The sequence below is a fragment of the Natronomonas sp. EA1 genome, from assembly GCF_051195035.1.
Taxonomy (GTDB): Archaea; Halobacteriota; Halobacteria; order Halobacteriales; family Haloarculaceae; genus JBNTJV01.
The window spans coordinates 279,693-300,287 of record NZ_JBNTJV010000002.1 but is presented as its reverse complement, the minus strand read 5'-3'; the positions used below and the strand labels follow the sequence as shown (position 1 = coordinate 300,287).

23 protein-coding genes are annotated in these 20,595 nt (G+C 67.8%); 12 read left to right on the top strand and 11 right to left on the bottom strand.

What is annotated here, in order from left to right; genetic code table 11:
• Positions 1-6: 6 nt before the first annotated feature.
• Positions 7-777, bottom strand: a complete 771-nt coding sequence (locus tag ACQUQR_RS07450) for an MBL fold metallo-hydrolase (protein WP_435195827.1) — start codon at positions 775-777, stop codon at positions 7-9.
• Between the two features lie 24 nt (positions 778-801).
• Complete coding sequence (locus ACQUQR_RS07445; RefSeq protein ID WP_435195826.1) at positions 802-1,077, bottom strand: MarR family transcriptional regulator; 276 nt, start codon at positions 1,075-1,077, stop codon at positions 802-804.
• A gap of 168 nt (positions 1,078-1,245) precedes the next feature.
• Between ACQUQR_RS07445 and ACQUQR_RS07440 the strand changes: the two genes are divergently transcribed.
• Positions 1,246-1,647: a PPOX class F420-dependent oxidoreductase gene (locus ACQUQR_RS07440; RefSeq protein ID WP_435195825.1), complete on the top strand. Its 402-nt coding sequence runs from the start codon at positions 1,246-1,248 to the stop codon at positions 1,645-1,647.
• A gap of 17 nt (positions 1,648-1,664) precedes the next feature.
• Here the strand turns inward: ACQUQR_RS07440 and ACQUQR_RS07435 are convergent, their stop codons facing one another.
• Complete coding sequence (locus ACQUQR_RS07435) at positions 1,665-1,805, bottom strand: hypothetical protein (protein ID WP_435195824.1); 141 nt, start codon at positions 1,803-1,805, stop codon at positions 1,665-1,667.
• Between the two features lie 93 nt (positions 1,806-1,898).
• Here ACQUQR_RS07435 and ACQUQR_RS07430 point away from each other — a divergent pair, with 93 nt between their 5' ends.
• A complete protein-coding gene (locus ACQUQR_RS07430; protein WP_435196261.1) occupies positions 1,899-2,606 on the top strand; it encodes a class I SAM-dependent methyltransferase in 708 nt (235 codons plus the stop codon).
• 39 nt (positions 2,607-2,645) lie between these two features.
• Positions 2,646-3,569, top strand: a complete 924-nt coding sequence (locus ACQUQR_RS07425; protein ID WP_435195823.1) for a glycosyltransferase family 2 protein — start codon at positions 2,646-2,648, stop codon at positions 3,567-3,569.
• Here ACQUQR_RS07425 and ACQUQR_RS07420 read toward each other — a convergent pair.
• On the bottom strand, positions 3,566-4,351 hold the full coding sequence (locus tag ACQUQR_RS07420; protein WP_435195822.1) for an amidohydrolase family protein: 786 nt from the start codon (positions 4,349-4,351) through the stop codon (positions 3,566-3,568). The two genes, ACQUQR_RS07425 and ACQUQR_RS07420, sit on opposite strands and share 4 nt — an antisense overlap.
• Before the next feature lie 191 nt (positions 4,352-4,542).
• Here ACQUQR_RS07420 and thsA point away from each other — a divergent pair, with 191 nt between their 5' ends.
• Both thsA and ACQUQR_RS07410 read left to right on the top strand, forming a co-directional pair.
• Entirely contained in the window at positions 4,543-6,099 is a 1,557-nt protein-coding gene (thsA, locus tag ACQUQR_RS07415; RefSeq protein WP_435196260.1) for a thermosome subunit alpha, read from the top strand.
• 68 nt (positions 6,100-6,167) lie between these two features.
• Positions 6,168-7,547, top strand: a complete 1,380-nt coding sequence (locus ACQUQR_RS07410) for a potassium channel family protein (protein WP_435195821.1) — start codon at positions 6,168-6,170, stop codon at positions 7,545-7,547.
• Positions 7,548-7,551: 4 nt separating this feature from the next.
• On the opposite strand, the gene ACQUQR_RS07405 is transcribed toward ACQUQR_RS07410, so the two are convergent.
• The 4 genes from ACQUQR_RS07405 to ACQUQR_RS07390 are packed head-to-tail and all read right to left on the bottom strand — an operon-like array spanning position 7,552 to position 10,846.
• Positions 7,552-8,895: an APC family permease gene (locus ACQUQR_RS07405; RefSeq protein ID WP_435195820.1), complete on the bottom strand. Its 1,344-nt coding sequence runs from the start codon at positions 8,893-8,895 to the stop codon at positions 7,552-7,554.
• Positions 8,896-8,941: 46 nt separating this feature from the next.
• On the bottom strand, positions 8,942-9,565 hold the full coding sequence (locus ACQUQR_RS07400; protein WP_435195819.1) for a trimeric intracellular cation channel family protein: 624 nt from the start codon (positions 9,563-9,565) through the stop codon (positions 8,942-8,944).
• Positions 9,556-10,305 (bottom strand): SAM hydrolase/SAM-dependent halogenase family protein, encoded by a 750-nt coding sequence (locus tag ACQUQR_RS07395; protein ID WP_435195818.1) that lies wholly within the window; start codon positions 10,303-10,305, stop codon positions 9,556-9,558. The genes ACQUQR_RS07400 and ACQUQR_RS07395 overlap by 10 nt, the downstream gene beginning before the upstream one ends.
• Position 10,306: 1 nt before the next feature.
• Entirely contained in the window at positions 10,307-10,846 is a 540-nt protein-coding gene (locus ACQUQR_RS07390) for a nicotinamide-nucleotide adenylyltransferase (RefSeq protein ID WP_435195817.1), read from the bottom strand.
• Between the two features lie 202 nt (positions 10,847-11,048).
• On the opposite strand from ACQUQR_RS07390, the gene lonB reads away from it, so the two are divergent.
• Positions 11,049-13,082: an ATP-dependent protease LonB gene (gene lonB, locus ACQUQR_RS07385; protein WP_435195816.1), complete on the top strand. Its 2,034-nt coding sequence runs from the start codon at positions 11,049-11,051 to the stop codon at positions 13,080-13,082.
• Between the two features lies 1 nt (position 13,083).
• Positions 13,084-13,872, top strand: a complete 789-nt coding sequence (locus tag ACQUQR_RS07380; RefSeq protein ID WP_435195815.1) for a CPBP family intramembrane glutamic endopeptidase — start codon at positions 13,084-13,086, stop codon at positions 13,870-13,872.
• A gap of 98 nt (positions 13,873-13,970) precedes the next feature.
• Here the strand turns inward: ACQUQR_RS07380 and ACQUQR_RS07375 are convergent, their stop codons facing one another.
• Positions 13,971-14,435, bottom strand: coding sequence for an MGMT family protein (locus tag ACQUQR_RS07375; RefSeq protein WP_435195814.1), 465 nt, complete (start codon positions 14,433-14,435; stop codon positions 13,971-13,973).
• 95 nt (positions 14,436-14,530) lie between these two features.
• On the opposite strand from ACQUQR_RS07375, the gene trpC reads away from it, so the two are divergent.
• Genes trpC through ACQUQR_RS07350 form a run of 5 tightly spaced genes read left to right on the top strand, consistent with a single transcriptional unit; the run spans position 14,531 to position 19,361 of the window.
• Positions 14,531-15,286 carry an indole-3-glycerol phosphate synthase gene (gene trpC / locus ACQUQR_RS07370; RefSeq protein WP_435195813.1) on the top strand — a complete coding sequence of 252 codons (756 nt, stop codon included), beginning with the start codon at positions 14,531-14,533 and terminating at the stop codon, positions 15,284-15,286.
• Positions 15,283-16,506, top strand: coding sequence for a tryptophan synthase subunit beta (trpB, locus tag ACQUQR_RS07365; protein ID WP_435195812.1), 1,224 nt, complete (start codon positions 15,283-15,285; stop codon positions 16,504-16,506). Before trpC ends, trpB begins: the two co-directional genes overlap by 4 nt.
• On the top strand, positions 16,503-17,330 hold the full coding sequence (gene trpA, locus ACQUQR_RS07360) for a tryptophan synthase subunit alpha (protein WP_435195811.1): 828 nt from the start codon (positions 16,503-16,505) through the stop codon (positions 17,328-17,330). Before trpB ends, trpA begins: the two co-directional genes overlap by 4 nt.
• A 27-nt stretch (positions 17,331-17,357) precedes the next feature.
• Entirely contained in the window at positions 17,358-18,149 is a 792-nt protein-coding gene (locus ACQUQR_RS07355; protein ID WP_435195810.1) for a 2-amino-3,7-dideoxy-D-threo-hept-6-ulosonate synthase, read from the top strand.
• Positions 18,150-18,197: 48 nt separating this feature from the next.
• On the top strand, positions 18,198-19,361 hold the full coding sequence (locus tag ACQUQR_RS07350) for a 3-dehydroquinate synthase II (protein ID WP_435195809.1): 1,164 nt from the start codon (positions 18,198-18,200) through the stop codon (positions 19,359-19,361).
• A 361-nt stretch (positions 19,362-19,722) separates the two neighbouring features.
• Here the strand turns inward: ACQUQR_RS07350 and hepT are convergent, their stop codons facing one another.
• Both hepT and mntA read right to left on the bottom strand, forming a co-directional pair.
• On the bottom strand, positions 19,723-20,148 hold the full coding sequence (hepT, locus tag ACQUQR_RS07345) for a type VII toxin-antitoxin system HepT family RNase toxin (RefSeq protein ID WP_435195808.1): 426 nt from the start codon (positions 20,146-20,148) through the stop codon (positions 19,723-19,725).
• Positions 20,149-20,583, bottom strand: coding sequence for a type VII toxin-antitoxin system MntA family adenylyltransferase antitoxin (gene mntA, locus ACQUQR_RS07340; RefSeq protein ID WP_435195807.1), 435 nt, complete (start codon positions 20,581-20,583; stop codon positions 20,149-20,151). It lies immediately after the preceding gene.
• Positions 20,584-20,595: the final 12 nt, after the last annotated feature.

Here is a 20,595-nt window from a genome sequence, read left to right as displayed (position 1 = left end):
GGAAAACTACGCGGGTTCGGCGTGCTCGCCGTCCCACCGGAGGTCGCCCTCGACGGCGAGCTTCTCGAGGTGGGCGCGGACGGTCGCCTCCGCGAGCCCGCGGACGTGAGAGACGTCCTTCTCGTAGGCGGCATCGAGGATCGAATCGAGGTCGCGAGCGCCCGCGTTGACGGCCGCGCGGATCTTCCGCTCGCGCCCGAGGCGATGGTCGATGAGGTGGGCACAGACCGCGCGCGGGTGCTCGATGGCGGGGCCGTGGCCCGGCTGGAGGGTGTCGGGGTCGCGGGCACACAGCCGTCGGAGCGAGGCGAGGTACGCGCGCATGTCGCCCTCCGGGGCGCCGACGACGATGCTCCCCTCGGCGACGGCGAGGTCGCCGGAGACGACGGCGTCCCCGAGCGCGAAACAGACGTGTTCGCGGGCGTGGCCGGGGGTGTAGATGACTTCCAATTCCCCTTCGTCCGTCTCGATGCGGGTGCCCTCCCGCAGGGTCCGGTCGGGGGCGATGCCGGTGGCGGCCTCGAAGGCGGCCTCGTGGCCCTGAAGCGCCCAGACGGTGGCGTCGTGTTCGGTGGCGTAGTGGGCGACGGCGCCGACATGGTCCCCGTGGTAGTGGGTGAGAAGAACGTGGCTGAGGGTTCTGTTCGCGAGGTGGGAATCGAGGACGTCGCTCCGGGCGGCGGGGTCGATGAGGGCGGCCTGCGCGTGGCCGACGACGTACCCGTTGGTCGTCGGGTGTAGGGTTCGCCCGGAAGGCGTCAGTTCGACGCGGTCCATGCCCCGGCGTCGGGTGGGTGGGTCTTAGTTGACGAGGAAGTAGACCTGCTTGCGCGCGTCGTGGAAGCTGTAGCGCGAGCCGACGAGGTCCTGCTCCTCGAGGCGGTTGAGCGCGTAGCGGACGGTGCGGTCGGGGAGGAGCGATTCGTCGGCGAGCTGGCCCTGCGAGAGCGGCGAGGCGCCTTCGAGCACCTTCGCGACGAGCTTCGCGCTCGGGGGGAGTTCACGCAGCCGGTCGCGGAACTCGGGGTCAGCCATTGGGTTGTCGGTGGTCGAGCGGTCCTCCGTGGTCGTGCTCATACCTCACTTAGCCACGAAGTCACACGTAAACCTTCGCTACATGTGTGTAAGAACACCTGAAAGGCATTAGTGTGTATAATGGCCCCTTATACAAACGTTCGTGACGTGAATTGCCTGAACCGATAGCGGCGGGGAAACGGTCATACGCGTCCCGCTCGAATTTTCTGCATGGCATCCATCCCTGAAGCGTTCCACGACCTCTTCGAGAAACGGACGTTTGCCCACGTCGCGACGGTGATGCCCGACGGCACGCCGCAGGTCACCCCCGTCTGGGTCGGCTACGACACCGAAACTGGACATCTGCTCGTCAACACGGCGCGCGGCCGACGCAAGGAGAGGAACGTCGCGCGCGAGCCGAAGGTGGGGCTGTCGATCACCGACCCGGAGGACCCCTACCGCTGGATTTCCGTTCGAGGTGTCGTCGAGGAGCTCACCGAAGCGGGTGCAGACGAGCATATCGACCAGCTGGCACAGCGCTATCTGGGGGAGGAGACGTACCCCTACCGCGACGGGGAGTCCGGCGCGCGCGTCCTCATCCGCATCCGACCCGAGAGCGTCGCTACGTCGTGAGACCTGCGTGGTGAGCCCTACGTCGTGAGGTCGCCGTGCCGGCGGTAGCTGCCCAGGATCGTTCCACATTCGGGGCAGTGGACGACGAGGAGCCGGCCGTGGGTGTGCCGGACGAGCTCGTCCGTCCCCACCGGGCCGCACCGTGGGCAGGTGGGCATAGCTCTCATATGCTACCTCGACCCAAGAACCTGTGGTCCACGCGCCACGTATCCAGTATCGTTTTATCCTCCCGGTGGGTCGTGGCAGATAGCGTGAAGGGACAGGAGTGGTATCAGGCGGACGACGTCGCCGAAGAGTACGACGCAAAGCGATTCTCGCGGGGCGGACAGCTCATCGACGACCGCGAGAAACGCGCCGTGTTGAACGCCCTGTCCCCCCTCAAGGAGAAGAAGATCCTCGAGATCGCCTGCGGCACCGGGCGCTTCACGGTGATGCTCGCCGAGCGCGGCGCGGACATCGTCGGCCTCGACATCTCCGAGGCGATGCTCCAGCAGGGCCGCGAGAAGGCCATGGAGGCCGGCGTGGACGACCACCTGGAGTTCATGCGCGGTGACGCCGCGCGGCTCCCCTTCCCCGACGACTACTTCGATGCGGTCTTCGCGATGCGGTTTTTCCATCTCGCGGACACCCCGGCCTCCTTCCTCGCCGAGATGTCCCGCGTCTCCGCCTCGCAGGTGTTCTTCGACACCTTCAACCGGTACTCGACCCGCTCCGTCTACAACTGGCTGCTCCCGATGGGGTCGCGGCTCTACTCCGACGAGGAGGTCGAACGGCTCCTCACGGGCGCGAACCTCCACCTGGAGAACGCGGAACACGACTGGGTCCTCCCCTACGGCTTCTACCGGAAGATCCCCGACGGGGTCGCCCGGAGCTTCCGCCAGGCCGACACCGCGCTCGGGGAGACGCCGTTGGGCGATTACCTCGCGAGCGTGTCATACTGGGACGCACGAGTCGCCTGACCGGGGTCTTTTTAGTCGTCCGACCTGCTACCGAAGGGTATGGACGTCTCGGTGGTCGTACCGACGCTCAACAGTCGTGACCGGCTAGCGGCGTGTCTCGACGCGCTCGCCGCCGTCTCCCCCACCGAGATCATCGTCGTCAACGGCCCGTCCGTCGACGGCACCTCCGGTATGGTCCGCGACCGTGCGGACGTGGACGTGCTCATCGAACTCGACGACCGGAACGTGAACGTCGCCCGGAACGCCGGGCTCGACCGCGCCCGCTCGGACGTGGTGGCCTTCCTCGACCACGAACTCCTCGTCCAGCCGGGGTGGCTCGACGCGCTTCGGGAGGGAATCGCGGAGGCGGACGCCGTCACCGGTCCCGTCCGCAAGCGCCTCGACGTCGGCTGGACCGCGGAGGGCGTCGAGGAGCGCGACATCCGCGGGCGGACGGTCTCGTACTTCAACGCCGGCAACGTCGCGCTCCGGCGTGAGGCGCTCGAAGCCATCGACGGCTTCGACGAGTACCTCGTCGTCGGTGGGGCGCGTGATGCGGCCCACCGGCTCGCCGGCCAGGAGTTCGAGGTCGCGTGGGCTCCCGAGATGACCGTCGCGCTCGAAGGGGAGTTCGCCGGGCCACGACCCACTGTCCGGGCCGACGGCGGCAGTTCCCGCGACTGGACGTGGCGCTACCGCTCGCTCGCCTACCGGCTGGTGAAGAACTACGGGGTGCGCCCCTCCGTCGCCTTCCGGCTCGTCCGCCACGCGGTGGGTGACGCGGCGGCCTCCCTCCGGGAGGTGGCGACGGGCGAGGGGGTTCCGTCTCGATGGTTCGGCAACGGCCGTGACGTGGTGTCGGGGCTCGTCCGCGGCATCCGTGACGGCCAGCAGGCCCGGCTCCGTGACCGCTCTCCTCGCCGGAACCCGAACGGCTGGAGTTCGCGGGCGGACCGCGCCGTCTCCGCGTTCGACCGTCGCTAGTCGAGCGCCGGGAACACTCTGGAGGGGTTCCGGTCGAATGCCCGTTCTATCGCGCTCTCGTCGACCGAACAGGTGAGCAGTTCCATCACGCCGACCGACGGGTGCACGGCGGGGACGCCGCTCCCGAACAGCACCCGGTCCGGGTGTTCGGTGAGCGCCCGTTCGAGCGGCTCGCGGTAGCGGACGCCGCTCGTCTCCAGGTACAGCGAGTCGTACCGTTCGAGGAGGTCGATCGCCTCGTGCATCAGCTCCCGGTTCAGGGGGTGGCCGCCGAAGGAGGTGAGGACGAGGGGGAATGCCCAGTCGAGGAGCGTCGTGGCCACCCGGTCCGGCGGGAACGGCTCGCCCCCGAACACGAGCGTCGGGAGGCCGGCGTCGGCCATCGCGGCGAGGGTGGCCTCGTCGGGGAGGCCGTCGCGTGCCGGGTCGAGGACGAACCCGTGGAAGCGGTCGTCGTAGGCGAACTGCTCGACGTCCTCGGGAGAGGTGTGCCACTCCTTGCGGCGGGCGGGGATCGGGAGCCGTCGACCGGGGTCACGTGGGCCGTTCACCCGGGCGAGCGCGACGAACGGGCGTTCGACGGAGAGCCGGGCGACGGCGTTGTTCGCGGCGAGGTAGCCCCGGTCTCTGGGGCCGGGGTGGACCAGCGCCCGGACGATGCCGGCGTCGTGGAGTTCGCGTTCCAGCCGTTCCGGCTCGACCGCGCGGCCGTTGCGTGGCTCGCCGGGGTCGAGGCAGGCGTGAACGTCGACCATCCGCAGGTCGCGGCGCGTGCGGCCCATCGACTGGGGGCACGGCGACCGGAGAGAAAGGTGTACCGCCGGTCCCGTTCGTGACCTGTCGACGAGGCTGTGCGATATGCGCGCATACCGTCGCCCTCATGCGCTTTCCCGGTCGAAAATCTACGAAATATTTATATAGAACTGCTGACGACATACCTATTGATATGGCACAACAGTTCGGCTCACGACGGATGGGACAGCCCATGTTCATTCTCGCCGAGGACACCTCCCGCACCCACGGTCGGGACGCTCAGTCCTCGAACATCCGTGCCGGGAAAGCGGTCGCGAACGCGGTACGCACCACACTCGGCCCCCGCGGGATGGACAAGATGCTCGTCTCCGACTCCGGCGACGTGGTCATCACGAACGACGGAGCCACCATCCTCGAGAAGATGGACATCGAGCACCCCGCGGCCCAGATGATCGTCGAGGTTGCCACCACGCAGGAGGAGGAGGTCGGCGACGGCACCACCACCGCCTCCGTGCTCGCGGGCCAGCTGCTCGCGCAGGCCGAGGACCTCTTCGAGGACGATGTCCACCCGACGACCATCGTCGAGGGGTACCACGAGGCCTCCCGCATCGCCCTCGAAACCATCGAGTCGCTCGTCCTCGACGACGAGCTCGACGACGAGCTCCTCCGGAAGGTCGCCGAGTCCTCCATGACCGGCAAGGGGACGGGTGACATCGAGGCCGACGCGCTCGCCAAAACGGTGGTCGCCGCCATCCGCCACGTCCAGGGTGACGAACGCGTGGAGCGCGACGACGTCGTCGTCCGCACCCAGACCGGTGCCGCGACCAGCGCCACCGAGCTCGTCGAGGGAGTCATCTTCGACGAGGAGCCCGCTCACGACAACATGCCGCGGAAGGTCGAAGACGCCTCCATCGCCGTCCTCGACCTCGATCTGGACCTCCGTGAGTCCAACATCGACGCCGAGTACAACGTCACCGACATCGACCAGCTCACCGCCGCGTTCGAGGCCGAGGAGGGTGAACTCCGCGGCTACGCGGACGCCCTGAAGGAGGCTGGTGTCGATGTGGCCTTCGTTACCGGTGACATCGAGGACCGTGTCGCCTCGATGCTCGCCAACCACGGCATCCTCGCCTTCGAGAGCATCTCGAAGGACGACGCCCGCGCCATCGCCCGTGCGACCGGCGCGAAGACCGTCGGCTCCGTGAAGGATCTCGAGGCCGCCGACTTCGGCCACGCCGAGTCCGTGAAGGTCCGCAAGTTCGGCGACAGCGAGCTCACCTTCATCGAGGGTGGGGCGGCCGCGAAGGCCGTCACCGTCTTCGCCCGTGGCGGCACCGAGCACGTCGCCGACGAGCTGGAGCGCGCGCTCAACGACGCGCTCGATGTCGTGACCGCGGCGCTCGACAAGGGCGGCGTCGTCCCCGGTGCGGGTGCGACCGAGATCGCCATCGCCGACGCGGTGCGCGCTCAGGCGGCCGGCATCGAGGGCCGCAAGCAGCTCGCCGTCGAGGCGTTCGCCGACGCGCTCGACGTCATCCCGCGCACGCTCGCCGAGAACACCGGGATGGACCCCATCGACGCGCTCGTCGACCTCCGCGCGACCCACGAGAACGAGGGTGTCGCGGGCGTCATCAGCCAGGGGCAGACCGGCGTCATCGGTAACCCCATCGAGGCCGGTGTCCTCGATCCCGCGGCCGTCAAGCGCGAGGCCATCGAGTCCGCCACCGAGGCCGCGACGATGATCGTCCGCATCGACGACGTCATCGCGTCGAACTGAGACCCACTCGACTTCCTTTCCACCGGCTCGGGCGGTGTTTCTTTGTTCCCACCCTGCGAGGGTGCGGTGTGCCCTGCGCCCACACGTTCACGGACGGGACCCCGTGTGCCCACCCGGCCGACGGCGAGCGCTGTCTGTTTCACACCCCACCCGACGAGCGGGACGCCAGCGACGCCGCGGTCCGTGACGCCTTCGTCGAGGCCGTCGAGAGCCGCTCGCCCGGTCGCAAGCGGTTCGACGGCGCCCAGTTCGGCGTACTCGAGCTATCCTCCAGGGTCATCGACTCGAAGGACAACCACGAGGTGCGGCTCGACGGGGCCGATATCGAGGAACTCCGGTTGCCGAACGCCTCGGTCCGCGAGCCGGTGAGTCTCACGGGCGCGCGAATCGACCGGGTTTCCGCGCCCGAGGCGACGTTCGAGCGGTCCGTCACCCTCGACGGCGCGACGCTCGGGGCCGGCCCCCACGAGTTCACGGACGCGACGTTCCAGGGGAAGCTGCTGCTCACGGGGTGTCAGGTGGCCGGCCCGGTCACCTTCGAGGGGGCGGCGTTCGGCCGGAAGGTCGACTGCACCGACGCCCGGTTCGAGGCCGGCCTGGATCTCGAGGGGTGTCACCTCCCGTCGCTCAGGGTGTCGGGGGCCACGGTCGAGGGAGGGCTGCAGCTGCTCGATGCCGAGTTGGACCGGCTGGAGGTGCGGAACCTCTCCCCCGACGGCTGTCTCGTCGACTGCACCCGTGCGACGGTTCGCTCGGGGACGCTCGCCCAGCCCGCGACGGGGGCGACGGCGTTCGACCTCCGCCGGGCGACGGTCGGGGACGTAGCGTTCGCCTTCGCCGATCCCGCGGCGTTCGACCACTACGGCATCCTCCGCACGGAGTTCGAGGGGTTCCCCTTCGCCGACTACCGGGAGACGCTCAGAGCGTTCGGCTGGCGACTCCACGGGTTCACCGCGCGGGAGCGCGAGTCCTCCACGGCGGACTTAGAGCTCACGTATCTGAAGGCGAAGAACGGGGCGACCGCGGTCGGTGACAACGACGACGCCTCGCAGTTCTTCGTCCGGGAGATGCGCTACCGGAGGCGGCGCTACCGTGACCGGCTGGCCGATGCCTCGCTCCCGCTCGACCGCCGGTTCGACAGCGGCGGGCGGTGGCTGACGAACCGCCTGCTCGGGCTCCTCGCGGGCTACGGGGAGCGCCCTTCGCGGGTCCTCGGCCTCGCGCTCGCCGTCCTCACCTTCTTTACGGCCGCGTACGCGGCGTTCGGCGTGACTGCGGGGCTCTCAGAGAGCATCTACTTCTCCATCGTGACGTTCACGACGCTCGGCTACGGGGATATCGTCCCACCGACGGACGTGACGCGGCTGTTGGCGGCGACGGAGGCCATCTGCGGGGCGTTCCTCACCGCGCTGTTCGTGTTCACCCTGGGGAGGCGCGTGACGCGGTGACGCGCTAGTCGCGCCGGAGATGCCCCTCCAGCGACTCCTCGACGGTGCCGATGCCGTCGGTGAGCTCCTCGCGCTCGAAGTAGAGCAGCTCCGCCGCGATGACGACGACGGCGATGAGGAGGACGACCCAGAACACGTTCCGGCTGGCGGTGTAGAGGTGGTACACCAGCAGGGGGAAGAACGTAGCCGTCCCGAGCACGCCGATGGCGGGGATGACCGGGTTCACGTCTCCCGAATCCCGTTCTCGGAAGGCGAGCCAGGACATCGCGCCGAAGACGACCATGAACGCCAGCGAGCCGAAGGAGGTGATGGCCTCCAGCGAGCCGTAGGCGCTGAACGCCGCGGCGGCGACCCCCAGCACGACGAGGGTGCGCTGGGGGGCGCCGTCGGCGTCCGCGTCGCCGAACCCGTCGGGGACGAGCCCGTCTGAGATCATCCCCTTGCCGAAGTGGGCGGCCGAGAAGAGCGTCCCGTTGATGGCGCTCCCGGTGGAGAACAGCGCGGCCGCGGCGATGAAGACGAAGCCGGCGTGGCCGAGGAACGGCTCGACGGCCTGGGCGACGGCGAGTTCGGGGTGTTGCTGGATGTAGCTCGCCTCGACGAGGCTCGTCACGAGGATGGCGACCATGCTGTCGATGATGATGGCACCCACGATGGCGGTGTAGACGGCCTTCGGGATGGTGGATTCGGGCTCGTGGATGCTCTCGTAGTCGTACATCAGCAGTTGCCACCCCTGGAAGGAGACGAAGGAGATGGCCGTCGCCGTGACGAGGCTCAGGTCCGTCAGGCGGTTGAAGCCGAACGACAGCGAGTCGATGCGGAAGCCGTACCAGAGCCCCCAGGCGGTGATACCGAAGAGGATGACGAGTTTCAGCGCGACGAGCGCCTTCTCGGAGGTGCCGGTCACCCGCGCGCCGAGGACGTTCAGCGCGAGGAACAGCCCCACGGCGAAGACGGACGCGAGCGGTCGGAGGGGGAGCCCCGTCGTCTGTGTCACCCGCGGGGGGAGCAGTTCGACCGCGAACCCGCCGAACGCGTAGGCGTACATCGCGATGGCCCCGACGTAGCCGACGAGGAGGGTCCAGCCGACCATCCCCGCGAGGTCCTTGTTCCCGACGAACGACTCGATCTGCGTGACCGAGCCGCCGTGGCGGTCGCCGAGCTCGTTCAGTTTGAGATAGCTGTACGCGGCACACATCGAGACCAGGCTCGCGGCGGTGAACGCCATCCACGCGGCGTCGCCGGCGATGGTGGCGACGACGCCAAGGACGGAGAAGACGCCCCCGCCGATCATCCCGCCGAGGCCGATTGCCGCGGCTCCTGGGTATCCCAGCTTCCCGTCGCTCATCGGGTCAACGTTCTCACCCCACCCGTTTCAAAACGGGGGGTGCGTGTCAGAGTGTTGGAAGCTCCCAGTCGTAGTGGAGCGCGAGGAGGCGGAGTGCGAGCACGACGCCCACGCAGGTGGCCGTCGGCGCGGGCGGGGCCGCGACCTGGTCGACGGCCCAGAAGACGGCACCCCCGACGAACGCGGGGGTGGCGTAGAAGTCCTCGCGGAGGACGATGGGGACGCGGGTGAGCAGCAGGTCGGCGATGGAGCCGCCGCCCACACCCGTGATGGTGGCCAGCAGCACGACGCCGAACGGGGAGACGCCGAACGCGGTTCCCACGAGCGCGCCGGTGGCGGCGAACGCGGCGAGGCCGACCGCGTCGGGGAGGAGGACGGCGGGGTGGTCGAGCACCGGCCCGACCCGGCGCCAGACGACGACGCCGAGCGCCACGCCGAGGAAGGCGAACGCCACGTCCGTAGTCGTCAGAAGCGAGGCGGGGATCCGACCCACGAGCACGTCGCGGGTGGCACCGCCTCCGAACGCCGTGATGACGCCGAGGACGACGATGCCGAACAAATCGAGGTCCGCGTCCGCCCCTTTGAGCGCACCGACCATCGCGAACGCGACGAGCCCCACCGCGTTGGCGACCTCGAAGGGGCCGACGCCACCGAGAGCCGCTATTCCCATCGCAGGGCGAGGTCGTCGCCGATCGAGAGTCCGAACGCTTCGTCTCCCCGGCCCTGATTCACGGCGAACTCGACGTTGCCGTGGCTCCCGACGGTGACGAGCCGTTCTCCCGCTTCGAGGTGGGCGTACGACGGCACCACGGGAGCCGTCTCGCCGTTCACGGTGGCCTCGTCGGCTCCCTCGAGCACCTCGCCGGGGATGTTGGAGACCGCGTTCCCGAAGTCGTCGACGACGAGCAGCTCGCCCGTCGCTTCCTCGTTCGCTATGGAGGGTTCGGGGAAGGTGAGGTCAGTGTAGTCCTTCGTGCGCGAGAGCGCGGGGAGCCGGTCCAACTCGGCGACGCCGACCTCGTGAACGTCGGCAGCGACGGGCGCGAACACGTCCCTGCCGTGGAACGTGTGGCTCGCGGGGTCCTTCACCGTGACCTCGAACACCTCCGGCGTTCCCAGCCTGCGGGCGACCGGGAGGAGCAGGCCGTTGTCCGGGCCGACGAGGGCGTGGCCGCCCGAGCGAATCACGAGGGCTTTTCTCTCGGTGCCGACGCCGGGGTCGACGACACAGCAGTGCACACTCGGCGGAAACTCCGGGAGGACGAACCGGAGCCAGAACGCGGCAGAGCGCACGTCCTGGCGGGGGAAGTCGTGGGCGATATCCTCGATTTCGACGTCGGTTCGGCGATGGATGACCCCCTTCATCGCGGCGGGATACGGGGTGCCGAAGTCGGTGGCGAGGGTGATCATCTCACTCCGGGTCGTCGCCGCCGTCGCCGTCCGTGGCGTCGGTGTCGGTGATCTGCTGGAGCCGTTCGATGCCGTCGATCTCGTCGATGACGTCCACGACCGCGTCGGGGACGAGCGCCTGCCAGTTCTTCCCGGCGGCCATCCGTTCGCGCACCTCCGTCCCCTCGAACTCGTCGCGGCGGAACATCGGCGACTGGCGCACCTCGATGCCCGCCTCCTCGAACAGGCGGATGACGAGGGGGTTGTTCGAGTAGGCGACCTCGAACCGGGGGCTCATCGACTGGACGTGCGAGACCCACACCGAGTTGCGGTTGAGGTCCTCGATGGGGACGGCGTAGGTGACGATATCCAGCTCGTCGAGCGTCTTCGTGATCATCATGATGCGCTCGCCGGCGGTGAAGGGGTTCCGGGCGGTGTGGCTCTGGTCTGCACTCCCGATGCCGAGGACGAGTTCGTCCACCTCCTCGGCGATGCGGGCGACCATGGCGTGGTGCCCCTCGTGATAGGGCTGGAAGCGCCCGATGTAGAACCCACGAGTCATACGTGTGGATTTCTCCCCCGCCAAATGTAGGTTACGAGTGCCGGTGAGCACGGGTGTTTATATACTCTTCTGGGCGTGTCACTCCCCTATGAAATCATCGCAACAGCCCGCAGGCACTCGGTTTCGGGGGGATACACCCCGTTTCGGGGGGAGAAAGTATATCAGTCGAGGGGCCCTCAATTCGGGTGATAGCAACGGTTCTATGAGCAACGAATTCGACACAGACGGTGCTCCGGAAGAGAGCACTCACACCGCTGATGGGTCCGACGCCCCTGAGGAACTCCCCACGGAGGACCTCGGGAGCGACGTGACCGTCGAGGCTGGGGCTGCGGTCGACCCCGACGAGGAGGACGGGCTTCTCGGTGGGCTGCAGGTCGACTCCACCGAGGACATCGAGATCCCCGACCGCCTCGTCGACCAGGTCATCGGGCAGGACCACGCACGCGACATCGTCCTGAAGGCGGCGAAACAGCGCCGCCACGTGATGATGATCGGCTCCCCCGGGACGGGGAAGTCGATGCTCGCGAAGGCGATGAGCCAACTCCTCCCGAAAGAAGAGCTGCAGGACATCCTCGTCTACCACAACCCCGACGACGGGAACGAACCGAAGATCCGGACGGTTCCCGCCGGCAAGGGCGAACAGATCGTCGAGGCCCACAAGGAGGAGGCGAGAAAGCGCAACCAGATGCGCTCGTTCCTCATGTGGATCATCATCGCCGTCGTCTTCGGCTACGCGCTGCTCATCGCCGAGCAGTTGCTGCTGGGGATTCTCGCGGCCGGTGTCATCTACCTCGCGTTCCGCTACTCCTCACGCGGGTCCGACGCGATGATCCCGAACCTGCTGGTCAACAACGCCGACCACCAGACCGCGCCGTTCGAGGACGCGACGGGTGCCCACGCGGGCGCCCTGCTCGGTGACGTCCGGCACGACCCGTTCCAGTCCGGTGGGATGGAGACGCCCAGCCACGACCGCGTCGAGGCCGGGGCCATCCACAAGGCGAACAAGGGCGTGCTGTTCGTCGACGAGATCAACACCCTCGACATCCGGTCCCAGCAGAAGCTGATGACCGCGATCCAGGAGGGGAAGTTCTCGATCACGGGCCAGTCCGAGCGCTCCTCGGGGGCGATGGTCCAGACCGAGCCGGTGCCGACCGACTTCGTCATGGTCGCGGCCGGGAACCTCGACGCGATGGAGAACATGCACCCCGCGCTCCGCTCCCGCATCAAGGGGTACGGGTACGAGGTGTACATGGACGACACCATCGAGGACTCCCCCGAGATGCGCCGGAAGTACGCGCGCTTCGTCGCACAGGAGGTCACGAAGGACGGCCGCCTGCCGCCCTTTACGGCAGATGCCATCGAGGAGATCATCCTCGAGGCGCGCCGCCGCGCCGGCCGGAAGGGGCATCTCACCCTCGAGTTCCGGAACCTCGGTGGGCTCGTCCGCGTCGCGGGGGACATCGCCCGCGCCGAGGACCGGCCCCAGACGACTCGCGACGACGTGCTGAAGGCGAAGAAGCGCTCGCGCTCCATCGAGCAGCAGCTCGCGGACGACTACATCGAGCGCCGCAAGGACTACGAGCTCACCGTCAACACCGGCGACGTGGTCGGCCGCGTCAACGGGCTCGCCGTCATGGGCGAGGACTCCGGTATCGTCATGCCCGTCATGGCCGAGGTCGCCCCCTCGCAGGGGCCGGGCGAAGTCATCGCGACGGGGAACCTCCAGGATATCGCGAAGGAGGCGGTTCAGAACGTCTCCGCGATCATCAAGAAGTTCTCCGACGAGGACATCGCCCAGCGGGACATCCACATCCAGTACGTCCAGTCGTACGAGGGTGTCGAGGGTGACTCCGCCAGCGTGACGATGGCCACGGCGGTCATCTCCGCGCTGGAGGATATCCCGGTGGACCAGTCCATCGCGATGACCGGCTCGCTGTCCGTGCGCGGCGACGTGCTCCCGGTCGGTGGAGTGACCCACAAGATCGAGGCCGCCGCCAAGACCGGCATCAAGAAGGTCATCATCCCGAAGGCGAACGAGCAGGACGTGATGATCGAAGACGAGTACAAAGACCAGATCGAGATCATTCCGGTCACCCACATCTCGGAGGTGCTGGAGGTGGCGCTCGCCGGCGAGCCCGAGAAGGACTCGCTCGTCGACCGCCTGAAGTCCATCACCGGCTCCGCGCTCGACCGCGATGTCGGGCGCTCGTCGACCGGTTCACCCAGCCCGCAGTAGCGTGACCGACTGGGCCGCGTTCGCCGGTATCACGGCCGCGGTCCTCGTCCTACTCCTCTTACTCGCGCGTGCCTCCCAGACCGTCGTGAGCGCCGGCTCGGACGAACCGACGGGGACGGCCTCCGCCGAGCCCGTCGAGACGGGCGAGCTCCGGACCGTGCGCTACGGCCCGGAACCACCGGAGCCCCGGGAGGAGAGCTACCCCACGAAACTCCTCCTCGTCAACGTCGCGTTCTCGCAGGGGGTGTTCGCGGCGCTCCTGCTGGCGGGCGCGTGGCTCACCGCGGTCCCGCCGTCGGCGTTCGGCCTCTCGGGGCCGCTGGCTCCCGCGGTCGCGCTGGGGCTCGGCTTCGGCGTGGCGCTGTCGCTCGCGAACACCGGTGCGGGGGCGCTCGCGGAGGCGTTCGGCCACGCGCCCAGCGAGGAGCTCCGGGAGCTGCTCGCGCCGGAGTCGCTCGGCGGGTGGCTGCTGCTCCTCGGCGTCGTCCTCCCGGTCATCGCCGGCTTCGAGGAGCTCCTCTTCCGTGGCGCGCTCATCGGCGCGATGTCGGTGGGGTTCGAGCTCTCGCCGTGGCTCCTCGCCGTTCTCTCCTCCGTGGCCTTCGCGCTCGGTCACGGCGCGCAGGGGCCGATCGGCATCACCGTCACGGGGACGCTCGGGTTTGTCCTCGCGGTCGGCTACATCCTCACGGGGAGTCTCGTCGTCGTGGTCGTCGCCCACTACCTGGTGAACGCCGTCGAGTTCCTCGTCTACGAGGGGCTGGGCGTCGAGGTCCCGTTCAAGAGCTGACAGGCGAGCGGTCGGGCCCGCACGCGCTGCTCGCGCAACCGCGAACGCGTGCGGGGTGACTCAGTCAGAACATGCGGCCGCTGGTCCCGTGCTCCTACTTAAAGTCCTTCCAGCGAGCGGAGCTTCTGTTCTACGGCGGGCGGGGCAGCGCTCGGGCCGTCACGGACGCGGTGGTCGGGGACGAGCAGGGGGCAGGGGTTCGCGTCGAGCGCGATGCGGATGGTCTGGAGGTCGTCCGCGTCCTCGGGGTCGAGGCCGCCGGCGAGGCGGGCGACCTGTTCGCAGGAGGCCTGTTCGCCGTAGGGGATCTTCCGGACGCCCTCGAGCACGGAGGCCTGGTCGGTCGGGAGGTTCGCCGAGAGGGCCACGTCCACGTCGCCGAAGTCGTCGTCGGCGCCTTCGAGGTAGGCCCCGATGCGGTCGAGCAGCGGGTGCTCCTCGTCCGCGTCGGGGTCCGCGTCGGCCGGGAAGTCGACGGAGAGCACCTTCCCCCCGGCGATACCGAACTGCACGTAGCTGTCGAGATACGGTGAGAAGCGCGCGTAGAGTCCCGCGTCGTCCATGGGTGTCACGAAGGGGGGCCGCCGGATAAGTCTAGCCGGCATGGCCGAGAACGGACGCAAGTCTTATGTGCAAATCAGTCCGTTAGTGTACAGTAATGACCACTAGTGAACTGGCACCGGCGGTCCAGTCGATCCTGGAGGCCGCCCGCGAACGCGGCGGTGGGGGCGAGCGGGTGTCCGTGACCCCACGCTCGCTTCCCGAGGCGCTCGCGGCCGCGGAGGCGGACGGGCGGGTCCCCGTCATCGCGGAGGTGAAACCCACCTCGCCGACGACCGAGGGGGAGCGGACCGACGACCCCGTCTCCCTCGCGACGGAGATGGTCGCGGGCGGCGCGGCCGCGCTCTCCGTGCTCACCGAACCCGACCACTTCGGCGGGTCGCCGGAGACGCTCGAACGGGTCCGGGCGGCCGTCGACGTTCCCGTATTGCGCAAGGACTTCATCCTTCACGAGTCGCAACTCGACGCCGTCGAGTCGGACGTGGTCCTGCTCATCGTCCGGTTCGTCGGCGAGGACCTTCCTGACCTCTTGGAGGCCGCCCGTGACCGTGGCTTCCAGGTGCTCGTCGAGGCCCACACCGACGAAGAGGTCGAGGCGGCCGTCGCGGCCGGGGCCGACATCATCGGCATCAACAACCGCGATTTGGGGAAACTCGAGGTCGACCTCGCGACGTTCGAGCGGGTCTCGGCAGGGGTCCCCGAGGGCGTCACCCTCATTGCGGAAAGCGGTATAGAGACAGGGGACGACGTCTCGCGGATGCGCGATGCGGGGGCCGACGCCCTCCTCGTCGGCTCCGCCATCATGGCAGGAGACGTCCGCGAGAACACCACACGACTCACCACACCGAAATGAGCCAGCACAAATTCGGCGACTACGGCGGCCAGTTCGTTCCCGAGGCGCTCATGCCCGCCATCGAGGAACTGACGGACGCCTACGAACGCTACGTACTCGAGAACGAGGACGGCTTCATGGACGACTTCCGCGCCCGCATCCGCGATTTCGGCGGGCGCCCGACTCCCCTGCAGTACGCGGAGGGGCTCTCCGAGCGCTACGATACCGATGTCTACCTCAAACGCGAGGACCTGCTCCACGGCGGCGCACACAAACTGAACAACGCGCTCGGGCAGTGTCTCCTCGCGAAGTACATGGGCAAAGAGCGCATCATCGCCGAGACCGGTGCCGGGCAGCACGGCACCGCGACGGCGATGGCCGCGGCCCACCTCGATATGCCCTGTGAGATCTACATGGGCCGCCGCGACATCAACCGCCAGCGCCCCAACGTCTTCCGGATGCGAATTAATGGGGCGGAGGTGAACCCCGTCGATATCGGCCGCGGAACCCTCAAAGAGGCCATCTCCGAGACGATGCGCGACTGGGCCACCACGGTGGAGACGACCCACTACGTCATCGGGTCGGTCGTGGGGCCGGCACCGTTCCCCGCGATGGTGCGGGATTTCCACAGCGTCATCGCGACGGAGACGAAACGGCAGATGGAAGAGAAGACGGGCGGGCTCCCCGACTCCGTCGTCGCCTGCGCGGGCGGCGGGTCGAACACGATGGGTATCTTCTCGGCGTTCGTCGAGGAGGAGTCCGTGGGGCTCTACGCCGTCGAGGCCGGCGGTTCCACCCTCGAGGTGGACGAGGAGCGGGGCGTCGCGCCCAACTCCGCGTCGCTCTCGACCGGGACGGATGGGGTGCTCCACGGCGCCCGCACGCGCATTCTGCAGGACAGCGACGGGCAGATCATGGAGTCCCACTCCGTCTCCTCCGGGCTCGACTACGCGGGTGTGGGGCCGGAACTCGCCCACCTCGTCGAAACGGACCGGGTGAACGCCGTGAACGTCGACGACGACGCGGCGCTCGAAGCGTTCCACCGGCTCTCCCGCGTCGAGGGCATCATCCCCGCGCTGGAGTCCGCCCACGCGGTGGCCTATCTGGAGACGGCCGAGGACCTCGGCGACAGCGTCGTCGTCAACGTCTCCGGACGAGGCGACAAGGACCTGGAGGCCGTCATCGAGGAGACGGAGAAACGCAACATCGAGAACGCCCCGACGATGGAGGTGTTCGAATGAGCCTCGAGGACGCCTTCTCCGAGCCCGCCTTCGTCCCGTATCTCGCGGCGGGTGACCCGGACTTCGAGTCCTCCATCGCGTACGTGGAGGCGCTGGCGCGTGGCGGCGCGGACGTCATCGAACTCGGGCTTCCGTTCTCGGAGCCCATCGCCGAAGGTCCCACGATTCAGCAGGCGGTCGTCCGGTCGCTGCACGGCGGGATGACCCCCCGCCGGTTCTTCGAGTTCGTCGAGGCGCTCGACGTGGACGTACCGCTGGTCTGTATGACCTACTACAACCTCATCTACCAGTTCGGGGAGAGCGACGGCCCCGAGTCCTTCGTCGAGCGCGCGGCCGAGGTGGGCATCGAGGGGTTCGTCGTCCCCGACCTCCCGGCGGAGGAGGCCGACCCCCTGCGCGACGCGTGTGACGCACACGGCCTGGACCTCATCTTCATCGTCGCGCCGACGACGAAAGGTGAGCGCCTCGAACGCATGATGGAGCGCGTCTCGGGCTACGTTTACGTGCAGGCCCGACTGGGCGTGACGGGCGCTCGCGACGACGTCTCCGACCAGACGAGCGAGAGCCTCGCGCGCCTGTCGGCGTACGACGTACCCAAGGCGGTGGGATTCGGTATCAAGACGGGTGACCACGCGGCGAACGTTATCGCCGCCGGGGCCGACGGCGTCATCGTCGGCTCGGCACTCGTCGATATCGTCGCCGACGGGGTGGAGAACGACACGCCGACCGAGGAGATCGCCGCCCGGTTGGAGGCGAAGGCCCGCGAGCTCAAGGAGGGCGCACTCCGCGGCGCGCAACGCCCGCCGGAGCCGGAACGCACTTAAAAACGCTTGTGATATACTAGCACAACAATGAACACAGGGAAAACAGCACGACTCGACCGCATCGGGACAGGGGACAAGTATCTCATCGTCCCGATGGACCACGGCATCACCATGGGGGCCGTACAGGGCCTCAAGGACATCGAATCGACCATCGACGGCGTCACCCGCGGCGGCGCGGACGCCGTCCTCACGCAGAAGGGTATCGCCCCCCGCGTCCACCCGAACAAGAACGGCAAGGGCTTTATCGTCCATCTCAACGCCTCCACCACCATCGGCCCGGACGAGCAGGACAAGCGCCTCACCGGAACCGTCGAGGAGGCCGTCCGCGCCGGTGCCGACGCCGTCTCCTTCCACATCAACGTCGGCTCCAACTACGAACCCAAACAGATCGAGGAGCTCTCGCGGGTCACCGACGACGCCGAACGGCTGGGGATGCCCGTCCTCGCGATGGCGTACGCCCGCGGTCCGGGCGTCGACAGCACGGACCCCGAGTCGCTCGGCCACGCCGTCCGTCTCGCGGAGGAGGTCGGCGCCGACCTCGTGAAGACCGGCTACTCCGGCGACGCCGAGAGCTTCGAGCACGTCGTCGAGTCCACCCGGCTCCCGGTGGTCATCGCCGGCGGCTCGAAGGGCACCGACCGACAGACCGTCGAGGCCGTCCGTGGCGTCATGGACGCCGGCGGGGCGGGCGTCTCGATGGGCCGCTCCATCTTCCAGCACGAGGACCCCGAGGCCATCGCGCGCGCCGTCTCCGCGGTGATTCACGACGACGCCACCACCGAAGAGGCGCTCCAGCGCGCCGGCCTCGCCCTCGCGTAATTCCCCCTTTCCGCCACCTTAAATACCGCCCCCCGCCCACGCCGAGACATGACACGCTCCGTCTGGCTGAAAGCCGACGACTCCGTCGGCGACTGGGACGCACGACGGGCACGCATCACCGCCGGCCTCGAAGCCGGGGTGGATGTCGTGCTCGTCGACGAACGCGACATCGAGCGGGTACGCGAACTCGGGCAGGTGACCGTCGCCGCGTTCACCGGCGACGACGTCCACGTGATGGACGCCGAGCCCTCCGAGGTCGACCCCGACATCACCGTCGTCGGCAAGGACGGCGAGGGCGACGCCACCGTCGACCTCCCCTCCGACTTCTCCGGCAGCGCCGACCTCACCACCCTGCGCCGCACCGAAGGGACGACCGGCGCGTACGTCCGCATCCTCGACAAGGAGTACGAGACGCTCGCCCAGGAGGCCGCGAAGGACGCCGACTACACCATCGTCATCGGCGAAGACTGGAACATCATCCCCCTCGAGAACCTCATCGCCCGCATCGGCGAGGAGACGGACCTCGTCGCCGGGGTCCGCACCGCCGAGGAGGCCCGCACGGCGTTCGAGACGCTCGAACTCGGCGCCGACGCGGTGCTTCTCGACTCCGACAGCCCCGACGAGATCCGCCGCACCGTCGAAGTGCGCGACGAGGCCGAACGCGAGTCACTCTCGCTCGAGTACGCCACCGTCACCGCCATCGAGCAGACCGGCAGCGCCGACCGCGTCTGCGTCGATACCGGCTCCATGCTCGACCACGACGAGGGGATGCTCGTCGGCTCGATGGCCCGCGGGCTGTTCTTCGTCCACGCGGAGACCGCCGAATCCCCCTACGTCGCCTCCCGCCCCTTCCGCGTGAACGCCGGCGCCGTCCACGCCTACGTCCGCACCCCCGGCGGCGGCACGAAGTATCTCGCCGAACTGAAATCCGGCGACGAGGTGCAGGTCGTCGACACCCAGGGCCACACTCGCGAGGCCATCGTCGGCCGCTGTAAGATCGAGAAACGCCCGATGTTCCGCGTCGAGGCCGAGCTGGAGAACGGCGACCGCGTCGAGACCCTGCTCCAGAACGCAGAAACCATCAAGGTCGCCACGGAGACCGGCCGGAAGGCCGTCACCGACCTCGAAGTCGGCGACGAGGTCCTCCTCTACTACGAGGACACCGCACGCCACTTCGGGGAAGCGGTGGAGGAGAGCATTATCGAGAAATAGGACCTTTTTTCGCCTCGGGTGCTCGCTCCGCGAGCACCACTCGGCCGAAAAATCTCCACCAAAAAAGCTCCTCGTCTGCCTTCGGCTGACTCGTCGGCACGGAACCTCGCTCGGGCGCAGGCGCGCCCTCGCTCGGACATTCCGCCAACGGCACATTCGACCGTTCGGTGCCTGTTGCCTGTTCGGTATGCTACCGACAGTACTTGAACAGGGGTATGAGCGCTTTATACAGCACTTCTCGTCCGTCTCGACGTGATAGATACAGCTCTCCGATGTTTCGTTCACTTCGGAATCTGAGTGGCTCCGGTGACGATTGACCTCCTCCCGCGCCCAAAGACGGAGGTATGCGCTCGTAACTCTATCAGTATCGTTGCTGGAACCACTGCGCGATTTCCTGTTGAAACTGCTCGAACCAGTGCAGATCCTCGTGCAGCACGCCATGGACGATGCCGTGATTGACATTCCCGTACCGATGCGCGAGGATGTTCCGAAATCCGACCGCCTCTTCTAACTGTTCTTGAACTTCGCGTGAGATAATGCCAGCATTTCCTAGCGACTCCAGTTCCTTCTTCGATGTTCCACTCGGTGAAAGGCCCTCGGAAGCACGGATATGCTGGGCGAGGTCGATGCAGGACTGAATGAGGTTCATGAACGTCCGCTCGACCGCTCGCTGAATGATGAGGTCTTCGGCATACGCTGTTTTCGACAGCCCACGCATCTGCTTCAGGCCGTTCGTGTACTCGTTGATGTATCGGAGTTTGTCGACGACGATGTCTGCATCGACCATCTACACGTCACCACGAGCGAGTCGGTCGATGAACTCACGGCGCTCCTGTTCTCGTTCGGTCTCGTTCGCCTCATATGCTGCGGTGATTCGTTGTCGATACGCGTCAACGACTCCTTCGTCACCGATGAGACGCACTCCGTCTCGGAGCGCCACATACGCAACGTGAGTTGGGAGCGACTCGATATCACTCACGTCAACGAATCCGTCTGCGGACTCCTGTAGCTCGGCGTCGATACGGTTCCGTCGGTGGAACCGCTCAGCTTCGGACATCTCCTCTGGAAACCGGAGCGCAATATCGACATCCGATGACTCGTCTGCCGTGCCTCGCGCATGCGACCCGAACAGAATCGCGAATTCGACCTCAGTTTGAGCGAGGTACGCCCTGATGGCAGCAATGTCGAGCGTTTCGACAGCGGAGTCATCTGATTCGGGCATGGTGTTCCTTCG

Excerpts from the sequence above, each read along its gene's own strand:
- ACQUQR_RS07450 (WP_435195827.1), bottom strand. The coding sequence starts at position 777 with ATGGACCGCGTCGAACTGACGCCTTCCGGGCGAACCCTACACCCGACG.
- ACQUQR_RS07445 (WP_435195826.1), bottom strand. The coding sequence starts at position 1,077 with ATGAGCACGACCACGGAGGACCGCTCGACCACCGACAACCCAATGGCT.
- ACQUQR_RS07440 (WP_435195825.1), top strand. The coding sequence starts at position 1,246 with ATGGCATCCATCCCTGAAGCGTTCCACGACCTCTTCGAGAAACGGACG.
- ACQUQR_RS07435 (WP_435195824.1), bottom strand. The coding sequence starts at position 1,805 with ATGCCCACCTGCCCACGGTGCGGCCCGGTGGGGACGGACGAGCTCGTC.
- ACQUQR_RS07425 (WP_435195823.1), top strand. The coding sequence starts at position 2,646 with ATGGACGTCTCGGTGGTCGTACCGACGCTCAACAGTCGTGACCGGCTA.
- ACQUQR_RS07420 (WP_435195822.1), bottom strand. The coding sequence starts at position 4,351 with ATGGGCCGCACGCGCCGCGACCTGCGGATGGTCGACGTTCACGCCTGC.
- thsA (WP_435196260.1), top strand. The coding sequence starts at position 4,543 with ATGGGACAGCCCATGTTCATTCTCGCCGAGGACACCTCCCGCACCCAC.
- ACQUQR_RS07405 (WP_435195820.1), bottom strand. The coding sequence starts at position 8,895 with ATGAGCGACGGGAAGCTGGGATACCCAGGAGCCGCGGCAATCGGCCTC.
- ACQUQR_RS07400 (WP_435195819.1), bottom strand. The coding sequence starts at position 9,565 with ATGGGAATAGCGGCTCTCGGTGGCGTCGGCCCCTTCGAGGTCGCCAAC.
- ACQUQR_RS07395 (WP_435195818.1), bottom strand. The coding sequence starts at position 10,305 with ATGATCACCCTCGCCACCGACTTCGGCACCCCGTATCCCGCCGCGATG.
- ACQUQR_RS07390 (WP_435195817.1), bottom strand. The coding sequence starts at position 10,846 with ATGACTCGTGGGTTCTACATCGGGCGCTTCCAGCCCTATCACGAGGGG.
- lonB (WP_435195816.1), top strand. The coding sequence starts at position 11,049 with ATGAGCAACGAATTCGACACAGACGGTGCTCCGGAAGAGAGCACTCAC.
- ACQUQR_RS07375 (WP_435195814.1), bottom strand. The coding sequence starts at position 14,435 with ATGGACGACGCGGGACTCTACGCGCGCTTCTCACCGTATCTCGACAGC.
- trpC (WP_435195813.1), top strand. The coding sequence starts at position 14,531 with ATGACCACTAGTGAACTGGCACCGGCGGTCCAGTCGATCCTGGAGGCC.
- trpB (WP_435195812.1), top strand. The coding sequence starts at position 15,283 with ATGAGCCAGCACAAATTCGGCGACTACGGCGGCCAGTTCGTTCCCGAG.
- trpA (WP_435195811.1), top strand. The coding sequence starts at position 16,503 with ATGAGCCTCGAGGACGCCTTCTCCGAGCCCGCCTTCGTCCCGTATCTC.
- ACQUQR_RS07355 (WP_435195810.1), top strand. The coding sequence starts at position 17,358 with ATGAACACAGGGAAAACAGCACGACTCGACCGCATCGGGACAGGGGAC.
- ACQUQR_RS07350 (WP_435195809.1), top strand. The coding sequence starts at position 18,198 with ATGACACGCTCCGTCTGGCTGAAAGCCGACGACTCCGTCGGCGACTGG.
- hepT (WP_435195808.1), bottom strand. The coding sequence starts at position 20,148 with ATGGTCGATGCAGACATCGTCGTCGACAAACTCCGATACATCAACGAG.
- mntA (WP_435195807.1), bottom strand. The coding sequence starts at position 20,583 with ATGCCCGAATCAGATGACTCCGCTGTCGAAACGCTCGACATTGCTGCC.